Raw genomic sequence first — 18,957 nt, 5'->3', positions numbered from 1 at the left:
GGTTACAGAGCTTGCCGAGGTAATGGAAGGCAAGCTTCTGACAATGGATTTTCAACGGCCGGTGCAACGGATTCGAAATGATTATCAGAAACCTATGTCCGATTGTCTGTATTTTCTGTTCAACCGTATGGTTGATGAGGATGCCCTGTTGACTCATTTGGTACGGCGCCGTGCTACCTGCATCGTCGTGAAGAAAAAGCACTTTCTGACTTTGGACAAGTGGGCGGGTGCTGGCATCGACGTCATACAGGTTGATAGCAATCGAGCTTATTACCGTCTCGCCGCATATTACCGCGACAAATTTGCCTTCCCGGTCGTCGAAGTCATCGGCAGTTCCGGGAAAACGACTACGAAAGATATGATCGGCTCCATCCTCCAAGCCCAATATCCCACTCTTATTAGCTTAAAGAATAAAAACCATCCCCGCGGCGTTGCCAATAACATTTTTCGTCTGAATGAAAAGCATCGGGCTTGTGTGTTCGAAGTTGGCATGAACGAGCCAGGAGAAATCGGTTTCTGTTCAAATCTCGTCAAGCCAGACATCGCCGTACTAACTTCACTGCAAAGAGCCCACCTATCACGTTTAGGAACGATGGAGAACATTATTAAAGCCAAAAGCGAGATTCTGAATCATCTTGCGAAAGACGGATGCCTGATTATGAACGGGGAAGACACCAACTGTAAAAAGTTTCCTGTTTGGCATTATTCGGGGGAGGTTCTCCGCTTCGGGTTATCCCCCAAGCATGACATATGGGCCTCAAATATCGTGATGAAGGCTGAAAGGACTTATTTTACTGCACATGTAAAGGACATGGAGTTCGACTGCCTTATTCATGCGTTCGGCAAATATAATGTCGGCAATGCGCTATCTGCCATTATGGTGGGTTTACGGCTAGGCTTGCAACCTGACGTGATTATTCAAGGATTAGCCCGTTTTAGACCTTATTTCGCGAGACAACAAATTGAACACGGTCCGCAAGGTATAACCGTGGTCAACGATAACTTTAATGCAAATCCCGATTCCGTCCGGCTGCTGTTCGGGGCTATTCCGGATCTTGTGCAAAACCGGCCCCTCATCCTGGTGATGGGGGATATGGAGGGTCCGAGAATGGAATTTGAAGCCTATAATCGCCAGGTGCATTATGAAATCGGAAAGCTAATCGGACAAATGCGGTTTCACAAATTAATCGCCATCGGAAAATGGGCGGCGGAATACGCCGATGGCGCTCGAGATGAGGGCTGCCCTTCTGCAAAAATTTCTTATTTTCAAACCATCCCCGAGGCCGAACAAGAGCTTTTGGAGGCGCTCGTTCTGAACTGTGTTATTTTATTCAAAGCATCTCCTTATGTACAAGTACGCGATCTGATAGGAGTTTTGAAGAGATATTGGGGTGATAGCAGTTGAGCAATATTAAAAAAAATCACATTAGAAGCAAGCTGGCGGTGTCCTTTCTACTCTCTGAAACCCCTTCGACGGCAAGATATATTCCCGATACTCAATTATTATACAGGGAATCACTTATTAAAATGACGGAGGCCCATCAGGACGTATACATTAAACCGGATAGAGGCGTACAAGGAATCGGCATCAAGCGTGTGCAACGAGCCGATGACGGGACGTACCTCCTTCGGACGAATTCATACAGCGTTAACTGCCCTGATTTGAACACGTTATGGAGTGTGTTACACCGACTTACCGGCGATTCCAGACATGTGATCCAGCGGACAATAACGAGCAAAACGTATGATGGAGACCCATTCGATATGCGGGTTCATGTGTTTAGGGTGAATGGAACATGGAAGCTTGGACCTATGTTTGCCAGATTGGATTCGAATGAGAAGATTACGACAAATGTGGCTAGGGGCGGCAAAATTTTGCTTATGGAGACATTGTTTCAAAAGCATCTTCTTTATGATGAGGAAACACAGCAAAAAATGCTTGAATCATTTAAACAATGTGCGGAAGCAATTGGCCAAACGCTGAACGGGATGTATCCTCCTTACAAAGAGTACGGCATAGATGTGGGAATTGATTCAGGAAACCAATTATGGGTTTACGAAGTGAACTTAAATCCGTTGCAGCCGGCAAAGATAATTGAGGGCAGCAATTCTGTTTACTCGCAATATCAGGAAATTAAAGCCATGTCCTCATAACGGAGGAGATAGATTAGATTATGGATAAGGAATCCAAACCATTGATAGGCGTATTTGTTCTCCATCATACGATCCGCAATATCAAGAGGAAAAACTATGACTTCCACAGTTACGTTCGTATGAAGGAGCTCGCTAAGGCAGGCCAGGAAGCCCAGGTGTCATTATTTTATTTCTCGACCTTAATGGTAGATTCTAAGAATGAATCGATAAGAGGCTTGTATTGGTCTGCAAAGTTTGACGAGTGGAAAGAGAAGGTCTTTCCGTTTCCGGACGTTTTATATGATCGGCGGGGCACCGGCGGAAGCGAAAAATACAGTATGTTAGCCCAAAATATCGGAGATATCTTTGCCAGAAAAAATATTAAAAAGGTCAATAGCAACTCTTTTTTTGACAAAGTGGATGTTTATCGCAGATTGAAAGAGGTCCCTGAGGTGAGCCATTATGTTCCCATCACTGAATTATGCGAAGGTGATGAAGATTTAATCTTGTTTCTGTCCAACCATCCAAGGGCGTATTTGAAGGCAGGCCGCGGCGGCCGTGGAAAACAGGTGTTGAGTGTCGTTAAGCTACCTGATAAATCCTATCAAATCAGTTACATGCATGACCAGATCTTTACCCAAATAGCAGCTGGCGCAATGGAACTCATTGATTTAGTAAGAAAATATTTTAACGGTAGAAGCTTTGTTATGCAAAAAGAAATCGATTTGATTCAAATTGGGGCGAGCAAAGTTGATTTCCGTGCGGAACTGCAAAGAAACGGCCGAGGACAATTGGAAGTTGCCGGGATATGCGGAAGATTAGGTCAAGAAAACGCGCCAATCACGATTCATTCTAACGCATTTCCCTTCCAAACGTTTCTTAGACAATTCCAACTTATCCCTGAACAAGAGATCGATTCCCTTACCAGCAAGGTACATCAATTTCTGTTGGACATCTATTTGACGCTGGAGAAGCTTTACGGAACCTTTGGTGAAATCGGAATAGATTTTGGCATAGATAAAAACGGAGAGATATGGTTTATCGAACCGAATTCCAGATCGGCCAAAGTTTCTATGCAAAAAGCTTACGATCCGCAAACTTTTCATAGAACATTTTTAAATCCGGTTGAATATGCCAAATATATATGCCTCGAAAAGGCACGCACTGATTAATTGATCAGTGCGTGCTTTGCTTGGTTATTTCACCAATTGCTAACAGAGGGTTGTACCGACAGTGAAATATCGTTGGGGCTGAATGTATTAGTTGCCGATGCCCATTTGGATATTTATAACTAACAGGAAAAAATGGCCGAGCAAAACCAGATCATTCAAGAGACGCTGAGTATCAGCGGCTATCTCTTGATGAAGCTTTTTACCAAAGAGAAGCAGGAATATGCGGGATTCCAAGCCGTCAATAAGAGTCTACCCGGCTGCAAATCCGCGAGTCCATGGCGGGCCGTTGGTTCTTTATGACCCTGTCGACCTTTACCAGCATGGGACCGATGATCATTTATTTATACGGCGGTTATCTCTTCATTCATGGGGAAGTTTTCCGTGGGAGCCATCATCGGCTTTGTCGCGCTGCTTGGCCGGATTTACGGGCCGTTCAGCCAATTGACCAACCTTTATGTGGACATCAAGCGGTCGACGGCGCTGTTCGAGCGGATTTTCGACTATTTTGATATGGAGCCGGCGATCACCGATAAACCGGGAGCAACACCTGCTGACTTGGCTATGCAGGACATCGTTTTTGACAGAGTCGGCTTTACGTACCAGCAGGACAAACAGGCGCTGCAAAATATTTCGTTCACCGCAGACGCGGGAACCATGACTGCATTAGTCGGCCAAGTGGACAAACTAATGATTTGCCGGGAATAAATGTACTTGAACCTTACGCAACGTAATGTTTTATAATAAAGTTACCGGTAATAAGCTTGGCGAAAACGAAAGGGTTGAGTATGAAGCGTTATTGGAAGGTTGGGGACCTTGCAAAGCTGACGGGACAAACCGTACGCACCTTGCGGTTTTACGATCAGATCAGTCTGTTCTCACCCTCCGGGCAAACGGAGTCGGGACACAGACTTTACGATGAATCCGATTTGATGCGACTGCAGCAGATTTTATCATTGAAAGAACTGGATTTATCCTTGGATGAGATTGAGTCGGTTCTGAGCGGCGAACGGTTCAGCCCGGTTGAAATCGTGAACCTGCAAATCGAGCGGATTAAAGATCAAATCAACCGGCAGCAAAAGCTCCTGGAGCAGTTGCAGCACGCATCCAAGCTTATGCAGGGCAAGGCGGCGCTCACCGTCGACGATTTCACGAAACTGCTGCAAGCAATGAAAAGGGGCCATGAGAAGATGGCCGTCGATTGGCGGCAAGGCTGGGAGAAGCGGCTGGATCTGTTGGGGGATTTTCTTACCGAGGAACAAAAGATGAACCTAGAGGAGGACAAACCGTGACCGAACGAATTGTCAAACATGCGACCTTTACTGTCGAGCGAACCTATGCTGCAACGCCGGCGCAGGTATACCGTGCCTGGTCCGACCCGGTTGCTAAAGCAAAATGGTTTTCTAAAGCTGATGTCTTCGATTTCCGTGTCGGAGGACGCGAAGCCAGCAGCGGAGGACCGCCGGAAGGGCCGGTTTTTACTTTCGAGGCCGTTTACCAAGAAATCGTTCCGGAAGAACGCATTGTCTACACCTATAGCTTGGATTCAGGGGACGTTCGCATCTCCGTTTCGATAACTACCATTGAACTTTTTTTCGCTGAAAAAGGGACAAGGCTGGTCTTTACCGAGCAAGGAGCGTTTTTCGACGGGTATGATACGGCGGAAGTACGCGAGCAAGGTACCAACGAGATGCTGGATGCACTGGGTAGGACGATATAAAGGAGAGGCAGCCATGGCGGCTGTCCTGGAGAATAATACCGTTATTTCTATAAGAGAGTTTGCTGCTCCTTGGAAACTAGCTTTTGAGGCTTGGACTAATCCCGAAGTCGTTTTACGCCAAGGGCAATGAAGCGATTTTCTGCTGGCTGAATGAACTGCTGACCGAATTAACTAGCGCTAAATATTATTCACTCTTTTGACAAGAATTGGGGCAGTCCCATTATGGGATTGCCCCTGAAATATTTTGTGGCCAACACAGAGTTGCCGATGCCCAAGTGGATACTTCTTCCTAATCTATATACACAAATTGGTGCTTTAGCCCCGCATATAAAGTGAATAAATTATTTTATAATGAAAGAAACTTTTTTTCGACATCTATCAACATTTTCTCAGAAAAGGTGAGTTCGTCTATGTTTTCTCCTTTCACAAAGAAGAAGAATGGTCTTGAGGTTCAACAATCGCAAGAAGATTTCGGTGTAAGGAGTGACTTGGAAGAGCCGCAAGAGGAAATGTCGGAACGTTCGGCTAAATTCGAGTCGAATGAAGAGTCTTCAAGCTCAATATTGGTTAATAAGGGCCACTTGGACAAAAGGTCTCTCGACCTGGTTTTTGCCGTTGAGCAGATGATTAAGGCCAAACAGCAGATCGAAATGAGCTACAATGATTTGCAGGATCGACTGAGCCATGCGAACGGTCAAAACGATCGATTGAACAAAGACTTGAAGAATCTGAGCAAGGTTATCGAGGAACGCGAGAAGAGTATCCTGGAGTTGGAGAGAAGACTGGCCGATAAGAATCTTAAGGTCGACCAGATGATGGAAGACTACCGAGAGCTTCAGTCCACTTTGTCTGGCCAAATCGAGGAGCTTAAAAGCGTCATTGAGCTTGAACGACAAAACTATGCAGGCTTGCTTCAGAAGTATAACGAGACAATCGCTGAAAAGAATAAAAGAATCGGCGAGCTTGATGAGAAAGTTGCACGGCTTGAAGCCGAACTCTCCCAAATGAAACAGAAATACGATGCGCTTCGTCAGGAGAAGACGCATCTCCTTAATATTGTAAATGACTTTACCAACCGGATGACTTCTCCATTTATAGTGAATGCAGGCCAAATGGATGGAGGTTCAACCGATTAAGGTCATGCCGGGATTGGGAAGAGAAGGACGAAGATGGTATGGAAACATACAGTACACAGGTGATGGAGCTGCTTTCTCTTCGGAAGACCTTTGATGGTGGTTTTCAAATCAAGGTCGTCGTAAGCGATGAAGACAGGCAAGCTGCATACGTGATTGATATAGACGAGTTTACGTTCCTTGGGCTTGAAGCGTTGCAGCCGCTCACTGGAGGCAGGACTCGACTCTCTCCCTACCCCAAATGGGATCCTTACCGAAATGCATTTTATAGTGCCGTAATCAGAACGACAGGCGTTTCTCGGGATACGCTCTATTTTGCATGCAGTGAAGAATACATAAATAAGATCAAGCAGATTAGGGAAACAGACCTTCCGCTCATATCGATATACGAGGAAGGGCAGGGAAGCGAAGCCAAGAAATTCGATGAAAAACGAGTCCAATTCCTGCCTCGCTTCGCTTTGCGAGCGTTGAGAATGGCGAATCTGCTCTTGATTATATACGGCTTGCTAGCTGTATTATCGATCCCTTCCGAGGGCAAGGCAGATCCTGTGAGCATTATTAGCGACCAAATTGATATAGCGCAGGCCGTTGTAAAAGCGGATGAATCGGATGAATCGAATGAATCGAATGAATCGGTGGTCTCCGCAACCAAGAACGACTTGCTTCAGGATGATGTCTCAATTAAGGCTGCTGCCGCAACCCGAACTACAACCAAACAAGCCTCGAATCAGTCTACCGTCTATCGGAAGGACTATGAAGTCATCGACATCGGTGGAGAGAAGAAGTTTTTCGGATTGCCGAAGAATTACGTCGCCTTAACCTTTGATGATGGGCCTTCCCCGCTTACCCACAAGATCGTGGATATTCTAACAGAGCACAAGGTGGCAGCGACGTTTCTATTCGTAGGGAAAAACGTGGAACGCAATCCGGAAGCCGTTACTTATGCGAGTGAGCACGGCATGTCGATCGGGAATCATTCTTGGGATCACAGTGTACTGACGAAAAACACTGCAAAGAATCAGAGCAGTAACTTATCGTCGACGAGCAGCCTTATCGAATCGTTAACGCATAATCCCGTTACTTTATTTCGTCCCCCCTACGGCGAGGTGAACGATGAGCTGGTCTCCACGGCCAAGCTGCAGCATATGAAGACACTCCTGTGGAATCGAGATCCGGAGGACTGGAATGCCAAGAAACCCGAGGACATCGTTCGCTACTTTCATGAAGTCGAACCTTCCGGAGGCGTATATGTGCTGCATGAAGATAAGTACACGGCGGAGGCACTTCCTGCTATTTTGGATTATTTAAAAAAAGAGAATTTAACCTTTGTGGTCTTTAAGTAAAACTAGCCTTCGAAATGAAAAAGGAGCCGCTCTATAGGCTGATTTCAGCCCGATGGGTCGGCTCTTTCGTATGATTGGATCAATCGGTGAAAGCTATGGACAGGCGTATGCCTGCTGTTACTGATCCAAGTTTAAGCGGGAGCGGATAAATGCGTAGACTTTGCGAGTATGCCCATTTTCCAGCATATGACCCAAGAAGGGGTTCACCTGCAGCTCTTTGTCCAGGGATGCTAATGAATGGTAGGCGGCATAGACTGTTTCCGGCATACAAATCGTGTCTTTAAGCCCGACGGATATACGCACGGGAACGGTGATCCGCTCTGCGAGGTGGACGATATCGAAATAGCTGAGCGTAGCCAGAGCTTGCTCTAGATATTGAGGGTGGCGGTTCAAAAAATCGGCGACCTCCGTCAAGGAACCGGTGGAGTTTAGGATGCCGAAATCCATTTGGCACATGTTCGGAATATCGGCGATGGCGAGAGCGATGCTTGGGACAAGTGCAGTTGCAAGCAGAGTCATGCCGCCACCCTGGCTTGTTCCCATGGCGATAATGCGGGAAGAATCGCTTTCCGGTTGGGCCATGGCACATTGCACAGCCCGGATGGTATCAACGGCCATCGCTTTGTAGTAGCAATCATGGGGGGCCAGAATGCCTTGGGTGATCCACCCCTTGGTCATGCCAAAGCTTTGGGTAAGCCTATTGCCCGTTTCGCCGCCTTGGCCGCGGACATCTACGGCAAATACGGCAAAGCCGAGCAGCAGCCAGTGGGCGTAATCCTCCGGATCACCCTTGGCTCCGGTATAGCCGTGGAAATGGACAATGCAGGGTAACTTCCCGTCTGAAGCCGACGGCGGAAGCAGATAATGGGCGTGAATGGGCGTCTCCGCATCGCCTTCGTAAACGATTTTGTAAGCTTTGACTCCTTTGAGTGGCGTAAGAACCTGATCTCGCGTGAATCCGACGGGACCACTGTTTTTCGCTAAGATGCCGTTCCAAAAAGTATCAAAGTCCGGTTGTCTGTAATCGGTGGAGACAAAACTTTGTAACTCCATATGGCGTCTCAAGATTGCATCCATGTTCCAGCCTCCGATGAAGGGATTGCGGCTTGGGAGCCGACCCGCTCATTGTAGCATGATTTCCGGGTCATGGTAATTTATTCCTGCTTTATTGTTGTTCCCAAATTCGTGAGGAAAGTTCGATTCATCTACCTCTGACGAATCGACATCGTTTACCCCATTGCGGGTTACGGGAAAATCGGGAAGTAGTGCAATGTTGACATTTGAATAATTTGACCTGAGAAATCACTAATTGTAACATGAATTGTACACTGATTATGATATGTTTTTGTCCGAGTGTTCATTTTAAAATAGAGATAAGTCCTATTTTGTCAGAGGTGAAATCGCTTACAACAACTTCATTTTCAACAAGAAGGAGAACACTTATGATCCGGTTAATCCGGCTGTTCTTTCGCAAGACTAACGACTTGAAGATCCGCAACAAGCTGATCTTTTCCTTTTTGTTTATCGTCGTCGTGCCGGTGCTTATCGTCGGTACTTATTTGACCAGCGAGCTTCGGCAAATGGCCCTGGACAGCGCCATAAACCGCGCAAGCGAAAACGTGGCTAAAGTGAAGAAGCAGACGGAGGAAACCCTCAAGGTTCTTAACGATATATCGTATATCTTAAGCTATGATAAAAACTTGGCGGAAATCGTCAACAAGCATTATGAATCCGCCTATGACATCGTCCGGGATTACCGGGATTATGACATCATCCGCAAGTACATCCAGTTTTACCCGGAGCTGTCCAGCATCCGTTTTTACATGGACAACCCTACCTTGATCAACAATTATGAGTTCATTCCACTGGACGCAGCGACAGCACAGAAGTACTGGTATCAAAAAGGCGCGGAGGGTAAAGGGAAGATCGTCTGGTACGCCATAGAGGACGAAACGAATAACAACTCGGTTAAGTTAAGTCTTATTCGCCGAGTCAAATTCAATCAATACTTCAGCTTCGGCATACTCGTCATCGCCGTCAATCCCAATGTGTTGAACACGATCGTAGCCGAGGAGCCTTTCGATACGATGATCGTGGACGATAACAATTACGTGATCGCGGCAAACCGCCAAACTTTGCGGAACCGGACGCTGGAGGGCATTCATTTCACCCAGGAAGAAGGCCAACTGAAAACCGGCATCTACTCGGGGAACGTAAACGGCAAGCTGTCGAAAATTTTGGTGGAGGATTTGCAACCATCGCTAAGCTTGAATGGTTTGCATATCATCTCCATCATTCCCGTCGCCAACATCACGAGCTCGGCTAAAGCAATCAGTTGGAAAGGCATCGGGATTATTTTGGTCAGCCTTTTTGTTGGCGTCATTTTATTCTATGGATTCTCCCAAATGCTGACACGCCGCATCTACATCATGAGCCGGCAGATCAGCCGGGTGTCCATGGGCAATTTGAATACGGAGGTCAAAGTTGACGGGAACGACGAAATTGGCCAGCTCTCCCGGCAGCTCAATTCCATGGTCATCAGCATCCGAGAACTAATGGACGAGGTAAACGACTCCCACAGGCAAAACGAAAATCTGCTGGTCAAGCAAAATGAAATCAAATTCAAAATGATGGCGAGCCAAATCAATCCCCACTTCCTGTTCAATGCATTGGAGTCCATCCGGATGAAGGCGCATATTAAAGGGGAAACGGAAATATCCAAGGTGGTGCGCACCCTCGGCAAGCTGATGCGGAAAAACTTGGAGGTAGGCGGGCGGAACATTACACTTAAAGATGAGCTAGAGATGGTTCGCTGCTACCTGGAAATTCAAAAATTCCGTTATGGTGACCGGCTCTCCTATGAGATCGACGTGGAGCCTTATGCGGAGAAAGTCAGCTTGCCCCCGCTAATCATTCAGCCCTTGGTCGAGAATTCTGTTATCCATGGCCTTGAGAACAAAGAGGGAACCTGTACCATCCTTGTAAAAGCGGAGATGGAGGGTGACTTGGTGCATATTCATGTTACGGATAACGGCGCCGGAATGAGTGCGGAGAAAATTGAACAGATTTATGAAGCGATCAACGACCCCGAGGATCGGGAAGGCAACCGCATCGGGCTGCGTAATGTCCATCAGCGACTGCTCCTGTATTACGGGGGAAATAACGGCTTGCATATTGAAAGCGAGCTGGGCGTTGGAACGCACATTCATTTTATCATCGAGGCAGGGAGGGAATGGAATGTATAAAGTGGTGATTGTCGATGATGAGCCTTCCATTCGCGAAGGGCTCCGGACGATAGTCGGTTGGGAAGATTACGGATTCGAGGTTGTGGGAGCGGCAGCAAACGGCAATGAGGCGCTAGCGCTGCATCAAACGCTGTCCCCCGATTTGATGATCGTTGATATTCGCATGCCCGGCATGGACGGCTTGCAATTGATCGAAAGGTTGAGGACGATGGATTCACAGGTGCATTTCCTCATCCTCACCGGGTATGCGGATTTTGAATATGCCAAAAAGTCATTGTCGCTGCATGTGGACGGCTATCTCCTGAAACCGGTAGACGAAGATGAGCTGGCCGAGTATTTGCAGCTTCTCATCGAAAAGCTAACCAAGGAGAAAGTGGCGGAAACCGAGCTTCGGAATTGGAAAAGGGAGCTGTTCATTCACAACCTGCTGGAATTTCCCCACCAAATGCAATCTGATGATGCCGAAGCGGAAGCGGAACCGCTCGGCCTATTGTGGAAAGCCTATCAAGTGGTGATGCTCAAGCTGCTCAATCCCGATGAGAATCCCGAAACGACACTTCTCTTCAAACGAAAGCTGTCCGAGCACTTTGATCAAAAAGGAAAAGGCCTTGTTTTCTATAACGGTCCTTATCTTGGAATTCTGTTGAAAGACGTGATCAAGTACGAGCAAGGGCTGAAGGCGATTTCCACCGAAATTGCAGGCATCGCCAAGAGCGGCGATTTTCAATTTTATGGCGCAGCTAGCGACGTGGTCTACCGGTTGCAGGAAGTGGGACACGCCTGCGAATCGGCGCTGCAGTTGGTTAGACTAGCCTTTTTCTATGAGAAATCAGCCATTATATCAAAGGATTCCATTCCTTTGACGGCACCCGGTGCCGCTGCGGTGGGAAGAAATGAGGAAGAGGAGCGGAATTCACCGGATGAGCGTCTCTATTACGCTCTGGATATTGGCAGTCGGGATGCGGTTTTGTCGGCAGTGGAAGAGCTTTGCTTGGCAGCGGCTGATGAGATGTCGGAGCAAACGGCGAAAGACCGGGCTTTTCACTGGATCAATGACGCTTTGAACAAGCTGCTCGCGGCACGTCCGGAGTTGAAATCCGAGCTACAGGCCATGACGCCTTTGGCAAGAGGCATTTACGAGCAAACGAACTTTGTGGAGATGCAGACCTACATACGTAAGCTGCTGCTTGATCTTTTGCAGCTTGCGGACAGCGGCAGCAACGATAACATCGTCAAGCAAATGATCCATTTGATTAACCGCAACTATCAAGACAATCTCAAGCTGGAGTCTTTGGCTGAGGTATTCAATTACAACAGCGCCTATTTAGGCAAGCTGTTCAAGCACCAGACAGGGGAGTTCTTCAATACCTACGTCGACAAGGTGCGGATCGAGAAGGCGAAGGAATTAATTTTGCAAGGGATCAAAATCTACAACGTGGCGGAACGCGTAGGGTACACCAATGTGGATTATTTTCACAGCAAATTCAAAAAATACGTGGGCTGCTCGCCGTCTGCCTACCGTAAATCGACAGTCGATGAGGATGGATTAGGGTAAAAAGCCCCCTTTCTGTTCCGTTCATAAAAGATAATGCGCCATGGGTCTTTTCGCTATTCCCGTAGAGGGGTAGTTGGAAAGACCCAAATTTTTTTCCGGAATATGGGTTTGGGTATCTAATTATTCTATGGGATTTTGATAAATTATTCGGGTATTTCCTGACTGCCGCGTTTTGTATGATGGTGGTACAGAGAAAAAGGACTCCACCTTGTATAGGAATGAGAGATCCAACAAGACTAGCGGTAGATTTTGCAGAGGGAGAGGATCGCAATTGAAAGCGGTAACAAATTTACCAGAACCGTTGGAAGCGGTTTCGGTCAAGAAGTCATCATCGTTTTGGAAAATATTCATTCAGCAGCGCTATCTGTACTTGATGTCGATTCCCTTCGTATTATGGGCTTTCGTCTTTCAGTACGTTCCTATTTGGGGCTGGACCATGGCCTTCCAAAAATTCAAACCGGGTAAATCCTTCAGCGAGCAAAAATGGGTCGGACTGGACAACTTCAAGGAGCTGTTCTCGGACGATAAGTTCTACCAGGTTATGCGGAATACGCTGGCTATGAGCTTACTGGGGCTGACCTTCGGATTCGTTGTCCCGATCTTATTCGCCGTACTTTTGAATGAGATCAGAGGAAGCATATTCAAGAGAACGGTTCAAACCGTCTCCTACTTGCCTCACTTCGTATCCTGGGTCGTCGTTGCCGGGATCGTCACCAAGATGCTGTCCATCGACGACGGTGTCATTAACAACTTGCTCGTGCATCTACATCTTATAGATGCCCCTATCAACTTTATGGCGAAAGGCAAGTATTTCTGGGGCATTGTCACCGTTTCGGATATATGGAAGGAAATGGGATGGAACGCCATTATCTACCTTGCCGCCATTACCGGGATCGACCCCGAACTTTATGAAGCGTCCAAGGTTGACGGAGCCGGACGCATCCGGCAGATTTGGAACATCACCTTGCCGGGTATCCGGTCCACCATCGCAGTCCTGTTTATCATGAACATCGGACACTTGATTAGTATCGGCTTTGAAAAGCAAATGCTGCTCAGCAACAACCTACTGACGGATTATTCCGAGGTGCTTGACCTCTATGCCTTGAAATACGGCTTGGCTATGGGACGATATTCCTTCGGTACGACCATTAACATCTTCGGTTCAGTGGTCAGTGTCATCCTGGTGTTCCTTGCCAACGGCATATTAAAGAAAACAACTAAAGAAAGCATCATGTAGGGAGGGTGCATAGATGATAGCCATGAAATCAAGCCGTATAAAAGCGCCCTTGTCGGAAAGAATGTTTGATGTTTTAGTACTTCTTGTCATGCTGATCGTTCTGGTTGTTACGCTTTATCCGTTTTTGAACGTTTTGGCGATATCCCTTAACGATTCCACTGATACAGTAAGAGGCGGCATCACCATTTGGCCGCGGGTGTTCTCCTTTGAAAATTACAAAACGGTATTCGCATACAAGGGACTGCTTACGGGGTTGAAAATTTCCGTACTGCGAACCGTCATTGGGACTGTCTTCGGTCTGATAAGCGCCTCTATGCTGGCCTACACTCTGAGCCGCATCGAGTTTCAGGCAAGACGCGCGATTTCCGTCTTCCTGGCGATGACGATGTACATTTCTGGCGGCATGATCCCAGGATACATCCTGTTCCGTGATTTGCACCTTCTTGGTTCCTTCTGGGTTTACGTTCTTCCCGGTCTGGTTAGTGCCTTCAACGTGTTTATCATCCGTTCGTTTATCGACGGCATTCCTTACGCGCTTCAAGAATCCGCTAAGCTGGATGGTGCCAATGACTTTACGATTTACTGGAGAATCATTCTTCCACTTTGTAAGCCGGTTCTCGCGACCGTCGCGTTGTTCCTGGCGGTGGGACAATGGAACTCCTGGTTCGATACTTACCTGTTCAACGGCTCCAAATCGAGCCTGACGACTCTCCAGTACGAGTTGATGAAGGTGCTGCAAAGCACCCAGGTGGGGAATAACGTCGATGTTCACTCGCAGGGCTTGAACTCGATGCTGACAAAGGTTTCGCCGGAGTCGGTGCGGATGGCCATCACCATTATCGTAACGGTGCCGATCCTTGCTGTTTATCCGTTCCTGCAAAAGTACTTTGTCAAAGGCATGACTTTAGGCGCTGTGAAAGCGTAAGATTAACTCCGGTATAAACAGGAGACCTTAACCGTATAGGATCAAGCGTCTCCTGTTATACAATATATTTTATATTTCATAAGGGAGGTTTCACCAAACATGAGAGGAAAGACAGCAAAAGGTTTAAGCATGTTCCTCAGCGCTGCTATGATCATGTCGATTTTTGCGGCGTGCGGTAAATCAAATGACTCAAAAGAATCCGCCAGCCCAGCTGCCGGCTCCAGCACAGCTCCTAGCGCAAGTACTGAAGCGAGCAAAGCTCCTGCGGAAGATCTGACTCCGATTAAGTTCAGCTTCTTCAGCGAAGACCCGAACCCGAACTGGAACAATATGCAGGACGAAGTCGGTAAAGTGCTCACCGAAAAAACCGGCGTTACTCTTCAAGCGGAATTCGCCGTCGGCGATCCTCAACAAAAAGTTGCTCTGATCGCTTCCAGTGGTGACTATCCAGACTTGATCAGCGCTAAACAAGACGTTAGCAAGCTGGTTGACGCTGGCGCCGTTCTTGACTTGACCGACTTGATCGATAAATACGCACCTAACATCAAAAAGGTGCTTGGCGATCAAATCAGCCACGCCCGTTATAGCAATGAAGACAAAGGTATCTACGCTATTCCCAGCTACGACGGCATCGGCCAAAAATACTTTACCGCAGGCGGCGGCTTCGAGCTTCAACATGCGGTAGTTAAAGAGCTCGGTTACCCGAAAATCCGTACCGTTACGGATTTCGAAAACGCTATCAAAGCATACAAAGACAAGCACCCGACTGTCGACGGCAAGCCGACTATCGGTCTTACCTTGAACGCTGACGACTGGCACATGTACATCTCTGTCACCAACCCGGCCTTCCTGGCAACCGGTGGACCGGATGACGGCGAATACTACATCAACCCGCAAACCTACGAAGCCCAATATCACTTTACACGTCCAGAAGAAAAAGAATACTTCAAATGGCTGAACCACATGAACGATATCGGCCTGTTGGACAAGGAAAGCTTCACCCAAAAGTATGACCAATACAAAGCGAAAATCGCTACCGGTCGCGTTCTCGGTTTGATCGACCAAGACTGGGATTACGGCGACGGCGAGAAAGCGCTTAAGGCAGCAGGCAAGTTCGATCTGGGATACGGCCACTATCCGGTAACTGTATCCGATAAATACGAAGACCACTCTTTCCAATCCACCGGCTTCTCCGGCGGTAGCGGTGTCTCCATCTCCAAGAATTGCAAAGACCCGGTTCGCGCCATCAAGTTCCTGGATTACCTGGCTTCCGATGAAGGCCAAGTCCTGATGTTCTGGGGTATCGAAGGCAAACACTACACCGTTGAAAACGGCGTTCGCACCGTTATTCCTGCAGTCAATGACCGTAAAATCAACGACGCAAGCAACTTTGCAAAAGAATCCGGTATCGGTAACTACAACCTGCTGAGCGCTCACTATGGCGACGGCGTGAAGGATCCATCCGGCAACTACTACACCACGAACTTCCCTGAGCAAATCGTGGCTGGCTATAACGATGTAGAAAAAGAAGTGCTGAAAGCTTACGGTGCCACTAATTATGGAACCTGGAAAGACCTGTTCCCGAGCGAGGACAAATTCCCAGTTAAACCTTGGGGCGCTTCCTGGAACATCCCGATTTCCGCAGATTCCGATTTGGGCGTAATCGAGCAAAAGCTGAAAGACATCACCTGGAAACGTATTCCTGAAATGATCATGGCTAAGCCGGATCAATTCGACAAACTGTGGGATGCTTACATGGCTGAGCTGGATAAATCCGGCGTGAAGAAAGCCAACGAACTCAGAACCGAAGCGATTAAACAACGTTTGGAACTGTGGAAATAAGCATACGTCAATAAAGCAAAACAAGCGAACAGGCCCGGTATATGCGGGCCTGTTTTCAAGTTTAAGGAAGCGGACAATTGTCGTGACGGTTGCCCTTTCAAGGGTTACAATAATGGTTAGCGGTTTTATTGTACCGATACATTGTGGGAATAGCGTATGATCAGGAGGAATGTCATGACGTATAGCAGAGAAATAGAGTGGAGCGCGGATAAGCCATGGCTTCTTTGGTACAAGCAGCCGGCGGCTTGCTGGGAGGAAGCGCTGCCCGTAGGAAACGGAAGACTCGGGGGCATGGTATACGGCGGCAGCACCAAAGAACGGATCCAACTGAACGAGGATACATTGTGGTCGGGTTTTCCCCGGGATACCAACGACTACGATGCTTTGCGGCATTTACGGCCGGCAAGAGAGTTGATTTTCGCGAACAAGCTGGTGGAAGCGGAGAAGCTTGTAGAGGAAAAGCTCACTGGCATCGGCTGCGAATCCTATATGCCTTTAGGTTATGTTAAGGTGGAGCATGCAGGCTATGCAGAGGAGGATCGGTCCGGATATAGGCGCGAATTGAATCTGGACACCGGTATCGCCCTCACGTCATATACCTTAGACGGTGTCGCCTATACCCGTAAAGTGTTTGCCAGCGTTCCCGATCAAGTAATGGCGATTCGCTTGGAGGCGTCACGTCCAGGCTCCATTCAGGCGACGGTAAGTCTGGAATCCTTGCTGCGGAACAAGATCAGCTTGGGCCGGGCGGGAGAGATCGTTCTCTCCGGCCAGAGCCCGAGTCACATTGCCGATAACTACCGCGGCGATCACCCTAATTCCATCCTGTACGAAGAGGATCGGGGTCTCCGTTTCGAAATCCGTCTGCAGGTCTTGACCGATGACGGCTGGATGGAACCGGCGGAAGATGGAGCGATTCGGATTTCCGGCGCCAGCGGGGTAACGCTATTTCTGGCGGCGGGCACCAATTTTGCGGGCTATGATACGGATCCCCGCCTGAGCCAGGTGGATGTATCCCAGCTTTGCAGAGGACATCTGGATGCCGCTGTCGTCTTAGGTTATAGCAAGGTTGCAAACCGGCACCTCGCCGACCATCAAGCATTGTTCCGCCGTGTCAATTTGCACCTCGGGGAGACGGAACCGTCGGCGGCTGAGCGGCCGACCGATGAACGCTTGGCCGCATACCGCAACGGAACAAGCGATCCAGCACTGGAAAGCCTGCTATTCCAATATGGCCGCTACCTGCTGATGGGCAGTTCACGTCCAGGTACCCAACCTGCCAACTTGCAGGGAATATGGAACGAGCATGTTCAACCGCCCTGGAACAGCGATTACACGATCAACATCAATACGCAGATGAATTATTGGCCGGCGGAAGTCTGCAATTTGAGCGAATGCCATGAGCCGCTGTTTGAAATGCTCGGGGAGTTAAGCGCGACAGGCGCTCGCACCGCCCGCATTCACTATAACAGTCGCGGCTGGACCGCACATCATAACGTGGATATTTGGAGAATGTCTACTCCGACGGACGGACAAGCCTGCTGGGCATTCTGGCCGATGGGTGGGGCTTGGCTTACCCGCCATCTGTGGGAGCACTACCGCTTTACCGGAGATACCGATTTCCTTCGGGAAAAGGCTTATCCGATCATGAAGGGAGCCGCGTTATTCTGTCTCGATTGGCTGACGGAAAATCCTGACGGTTATCTCGTCACCGTACCTTCCACCTCGCCGGAAAACAAATTCCTAACGGCAGACGGCCAGCCCTGTGCGGTTAGCCAGGCTTCCACGATGGATATCACCATCATCCGCGAACTGTTTAGCCATTGCGTCGAGGCAGCATCACTATTGGATACGGAAAGTGATTTCCGGAATGAGCTGTTGGCCGCAAAGGACAAACTGCCCCCATTCCGTATCGGTCGGCGCGGGCAGCTTCAGGAATGGTATGAGGACTATGAAGAGAGCGAGCCGGGCCACCGTCACTTCTCGCATCTATACGGAATGCATCCTGCTGCATTGATCAACCGCAAGGATTGTCCGGAGATCGTAGAAGCCGCCCGCAAAACGTTGGAGCTGCGGTTGGCCAGCGGAAGCGGGCACACTGGTTGGAGCTGCGCATGGCTGATCAACCAGTTTGCCCGGCTGCGGGATGGTGCCTCGGCCCATCGTTACATCGAAACGCTGCTCAGCCGCTCCACCTATCCGAATCTTTTCGACGCACACCCGCCTTTTCAGATTGATGGTAATTTTGGCGGAACGGCGGGCATTGCCGAGATGCTTTTGCAAAGTCATCTGGATGCGGTGGAATTGTTGCCTGCGCTACCTGCCCAGTGGAACGACGGATTTATTACCGGTCTTAAAGCCCGGGGTGGTTTCCAGGTTGATCTGCAATGGGAGAACGGCAGCCTGAAGCAAGCGGTGATCACATCCGTCAAGGGCGGTCTATGTCGCGTCCGCTATGAAGGAGCCGCTTTGGCAATAGTTGATGCAGATGTCCAAAGCGAAGAAGTGGATGGAGATCTTGTCTTCTACGCCGAGCCCAATCAAACGTACGTCATTGCACGGCGGTAAATCCAAATCGTATAAGCGCTTCTCGGGATTCTCTTGTGGAATTTCGGAGGCGCTTTTTTTTGTGGTGATTCTTCATGGAATCTTCAT

General features: G+C 48.4%; 16 protein-coding genes. 15 read left to right on the top strand and 1 reads right to left on the bottom strand.

Annotated elements, in window-relative coordinates:
• The first annotated feature begins 22 nt into the window (after positions 1 to 22).
• The 9 genes from TJ79_RS10690 to TJ79_RS25915 all read left to right on the top strand — a co-directional run bounded on the left by TJ79_RS10690 (position 23) and on the right by TJ79_RS25915 (position 7,498).
• Complete coding sequence (locus tag TJ79_RS10690) at positions 23 to 1,405, top strand: UDP-N-acetylmuramoyl-tripeptide--D-alanyl-D-alanine ligase (protein ID WP_162162941.1); 1,383 nt, start codon at positions 23 to 25, stop codon at positions 1,403 to 1,405.
• Positions 1,402 to 2,154: a YheC/YheD family protein gene (locus TJ79_RS10685; RefSeq protein WP_040950286.1), complete on the top strand. Its 753-nt coding sequence runs from the start codon at positions 1,402 to 1,404 to the stop codon at positions 2,152 to 2,154. Before TJ79_RS10690 ends, TJ79_RS10685 begins: the two co-directional genes overlap by 4 nt.
• A 20-nt stretch (positions 2,155 to 2,174) precedes the next feature.
• Entirely contained in the window at positions 2,175 to 3,305 is a 1,131-nt protein-coding gene (locus tag TJ79_RS10680) for a YheC/YheD family endospore coat-associated protein (RefSeq protein ID WP_040950285.1), read from the top strand.
• 132 nt (positions 3,306 to 3,437) lie between these two features.
• Positions 3,438 to 3,605, top strand: a complete 168-nt coding sequence (locus TJ79_RS28105) for a hypothetical protein (protein ID WP_238322947.1) — start codon at positions 3,438 to 3,440, stop codon at positions 3,603 to 3,605.
• 66 nt (positions 3,606 to 3,671) lie between these two features.
• On the top strand, positions 3,672 to 4,010 hold the full coding sequence (locus TJ79_RS28100; protein WP_238322946.1) for an ABC transporter ATP-binding protein: 339 nt from the start codon (positions 3,672 to 3,674) through the stop codon (positions 4,008 to 4,010).
• Between the two features lie 80 nt (positions 4,011 to 4,090).
• Positions 4,091 to 4,594 carry a MerR family transcriptional regulator gene (locus tag TJ79_RS10670; RefSeq protein ID WP_040950283.1) on the top strand — a complete coding sequence of 168 codons (504 nt, stop codon included), beginning with the start codon at positions 4,091 to 4,093 and terminating at the stop codon, positions 4,592 to 4,594.
• Positions 4,591 to 5,022: an SRPBCC family protein gene (locus TJ79_RS10665; RefSeq protein ID WP_040950282.1), complete on the top strand. Its 432-nt coding sequence runs from the start codon at positions 4,591 to 4,593 to the stop codon at positions 5,020 to 5,022. The genes TJ79_RS10670 and TJ79_RS10665 overlap by 4 nt, the downstream gene beginning before the upstream one ends.
• A 332-nt stretch (positions 5,023 to 5,354) precedes the next feature.
• A complete protein-coding gene (locus TJ79_RS10660) occupies positions 5,355 to 6,158 on the top strand; it encodes a hypothetical protein (protein ID WP_238322944.1) in 804 nt (267 codons plus the stop codon).
• A gap of 38 nt (positions 6,159 to 6,196) precedes the next feature.
• Entirely contained in the window at positions 6,197 to 7,498 is a 1,302-nt protein-coding gene (locus TJ79_RS25915; protein WP_052339479.1) for a polysaccharide deacetylase family protein, read from the top strand.
• Positions 7,499 to 7,615: 117 nt separating this feature from the next.
• On the opposite strand, the gene TJ79_RS10650 is transcribed toward TJ79_RS25915, so the two are convergent.
• On the bottom strand, positions 7,616 to 8,575 hold the full coding sequence (locus TJ79_RS10650) for an acetylxylan esterase (RefSeq protein WP_040950280.1): 960 nt from the start codon (positions 8,573 to 8,575) through the stop codon (positions 7,616 to 7,618).
• Positions 8,576 to 8,940: 365 nt separating this feature from the next.
• Between TJ79_RS10650 and TJ79_RS10645 the strand changes: the two genes are divergently transcribed.
• The 6 genes from TJ79_RS10645 (at position 8,941) to TJ79_RS10620 (ending at position 18,870) form a co-directional block, all read left to right on the top strand.
• Positions 8,941 to 10,743 (top strand): sensor histidine kinase, encoded by a 1,803-nt coding sequence (locus tag TJ79_RS10645; protein WP_040950279.1) that lies wholly within the window; start codon positions 8,941 to 8,943, stop codon positions 10,741 to 10,743.
• Entirely contained in the window at positions 10,736 to 12,298 is a 1,563-nt protein-coding gene (locus tag TJ79_RS10640) for a response regulator transcription factor (RefSeq protein ID WP_040950278.1), read from the top strand. The genes TJ79_RS10645 and TJ79_RS10640 overlap by 8 nt, the downstream gene beginning before the upstream one ends.
• A 301-nt stretch (positions 12,299 to 12,599) precedes the next feature.
• Positions 12,600 to 13,535: an ABC transporter permease gene (locus TJ79_RS10635; protein WP_238322951.1), complete on the top strand. Its 936-nt coding sequence runs from the start codon at positions 12,600 to 12,602 to the stop codon at positions 13,533 to 13,535.
• A 22-nt stretch (positions 13,536 to 13,557) separates the two neighbouring features.
• Positions 13,558 to 14,460, top strand: coding sequence for a carbohydrate ABC transporter permease (locus TJ79_RS10630; RefSeq protein WP_040950329.1), 903 nt, complete (start codon positions 13,558 to 13,560; stop codon positions 14,458 to 14,460).
• Positions 14,461 to 14,559: 99 nt separating this feature from the next.
• On the top strand, positions 14,560 to 16,302 hold the full coding sequence (locus tag TJ79_RS10625; RefSeq protein ID WP_040950276.1) for an ABC transporter substrate-binding protein: 1,743 nt from the start codon (positions 14,560 to 14,562) through the stop codon (positions 16,300 to 16,302).
• A gap of 174 nt (positions 16,303 to 16,476) precedes the next feature.
• Positions 16,477 to 18,870 (top strand): glycoside hydrolase family 95 protein, encoded by a 2,394-nt coding sequence (locus TJ79_RS10620; protein WP_040950275.1) that lies wholly within the window; start codon positions 16,477 to 16,479, stop codon positions 18,868 to 18,870.
• Positions 18,871 to 18,957: the final 87 nt, after the last annotated feature.

The organism is Gorillibacterium massiliense, from assembly GCF_000455485.1.
In the GTDB taxonomy this organism is placed as follows: domain Bacteria; phylum Bacillota; class Bacilli; order Paenibacillales; family NBRC-103111; genus Gorillibacterium; species Gorillibacterium massiliense.
This window is presented reverse-complemented; position numbering and strand designations above follow the sequence as displayed.

What these genes read in the sequence shown, in the direction of transcription:
- TJ79_RS10690 (WP_162162941.1), top strand. Translation starts at nt 23, where the DNA reads ATGGAAGGCAAGCTTCTGACAATGGATTTTCAACGGCCGGTGCAACGG.
- TJ79_RS10680 (WP_040950285.1), top strand. Translation starts at nt 2,175, where the DNA reads ATGGATAAGGAATCCAAACCATTGATAGGCGTATTTGTTCTCCATCAT.
- TJ79_RS28105 (WP_238322947.1), top strand. Translation starts at nt 3,438, where the DNA reads ATGGCCGAGCAAAACCAGATCATTCAAGAGACGCTGAGTATCAGCGGC.
- TJ79_RS28100 (WP_238322946.1), top strand. Translation starts at nt 3,672, where the DNA reads ATGGGGAAGTTTTCCGTGGGAGCCATCATCGGCTTTGTCGCGCTGCTT.
- TJ79_RS10670 (WP_040950283.1), top strand. Translation starts at nt 4,091, where the DNA reads ATGAAGCGTTATTGGAAGGTTGGGGACCTTGCAAAGCTGACGGGACAA.
- TJ79_RS25915 (WP_052339479.1), top strand. Translation starts at nt 6,197, where the DNA reads ATGGAAACATACAGTACACAGGTGATGGAGCTGCTTTCTCTTCGGAAG.
- TJ79_RS10650 (WP_040950280.1), bottom strand. Translation starts at nt 8,575, where the DNA reads ATGGATGCAATCTTGAGACGCCATATGGAGTTACAAAGTTTTGTCTCC.
- TJ79_RS10645 (WP_040950279.1), top strand. Translation starts at nt 8,941, where the DNA reads ATGATCCGGTTAATCCGGCTGTTCTTTCGCAAGACTAACGACTTGAAG.
- TJ79_RS10640 (WP_040950278.1), top strand. Translation starts at nt 10,736, where the DNA reads ATGTATAAAGTGGTGATTGTCGATGATGAGCCTTCCATTCGCGAAGGG.
- TJ79_RS10630 (WP_040950329.1), top strand. Translation starts at nt 13,558, where the DNA reads ATGAAATCAAGCCGTATAAAAGCGCCCTTGTCGGAAAGAATGTTTGAT.
- TJ79_RS10625 (WP_040950276.1), top strand. Translation starts at nt 14,560, where the DNA reads ATGAGAGGAAAGACAGCAAAAGGTTTAAGCATGTTCCTCAGCGCTGCT.
- TJ79_RS10620 (WP_040950275.1), top strand. Translation starts at nt 16,477, where the DNA reads ATGACGTATAGCAGAGAAATAGAGTGGAGCGCGGATAAGCCATGGCTT.